The sequence below is a fragment of the Puniceibacterium antarcticum genome, assembly GCF_002760615.1.
GTDB lineage: Bacteria > Pseudomonadota > Alphaproteobacteria > Rhodobacterales > Rhodobacteraceae > Puniceibacterium > Puniceibacterium antarcticum.
Genome location: NZ_AWWI01000140.1, coordinates 1 through 681 on the forward strand (window position 1 = coordinate 1; position 681 = coordinate 681).

Annotated in this window: 2 pseudogenes; both read left to right on the forward strand. The window is 56.1% G+C overall.

The window, feature by feature from the left end:
- Positions 1–62 precede the first annotated feature (62 nt).
- Positions 63–284 (forward strand): annotated as a pseudogene (locus tag P775_RS20595) (transposase); the annotation flags it as partial.
- A 26-nt stretch (positions 285–310) separates the two neighbouring features.
- Positions 311–564, forward strand: a pseudogene (locus tag P775_RS29105) (hypothetical protein); the annotation flags it as partial.
- Positions 565–681 lie beyond the last annotated feature (117 nt).

The following is a 681-nucleotide window of genomic DNA, read 5'->3' on the forward strand; positions in this document are numbered from 1 at the left end:
CCATGCCAACATCCTATGCCCTTCGGGCTGTGGGTGTCGCACTTCAATCTTGAGACCAAGGCCTGCCGCAGGCCGATTGGTGTTTAGCGGACCGGGGCTATGATGCTGACTGGTTGCGAAAAGCGTTGCAAGACAGAGGGATAAAAGCCTGCATCCCGGGCCGGAAGTCGCGCAAAAAGACAGTGAAATACCATAAGCGTCGCTACAAAAGGCGCAATCGAATTGAGATTATGTTCGGTCGCCTGAAGGACTGGAGACCTGTCGCCACACGTTACGACAGCTGAGGCCCCAAGCCGATCCGGGGGATCGGCGACGGCTGAACGTGAAACGATACCATGACGAAAGCCATGATCAGCTGCGCACGCACTTCGCCGACGTCATCTCGTGTCGGGGCCAACAGTCCACAGGACTGTCGGCTTATCCCTCCTCACCCACAACTTTGCATGCCGCCTCAAGACGCTCAACGGCCTCACGCCCTACGAATACATCTGCAAAATCTGGACTTTAGAGCCAAATCGATTCATCCTAAATCCGATCCACCAGATCCCGGGACTGAACGCCTAGCGCGACAACGTCTTTGTAGAGCGACTCTGGCGGACCATCAAATACGCGGAAGTCTACCTGTAGAGCGTCAACCACCTTGTCCGCGGGCGACAACCAATTTGGCCGGTTTTGAGGCCG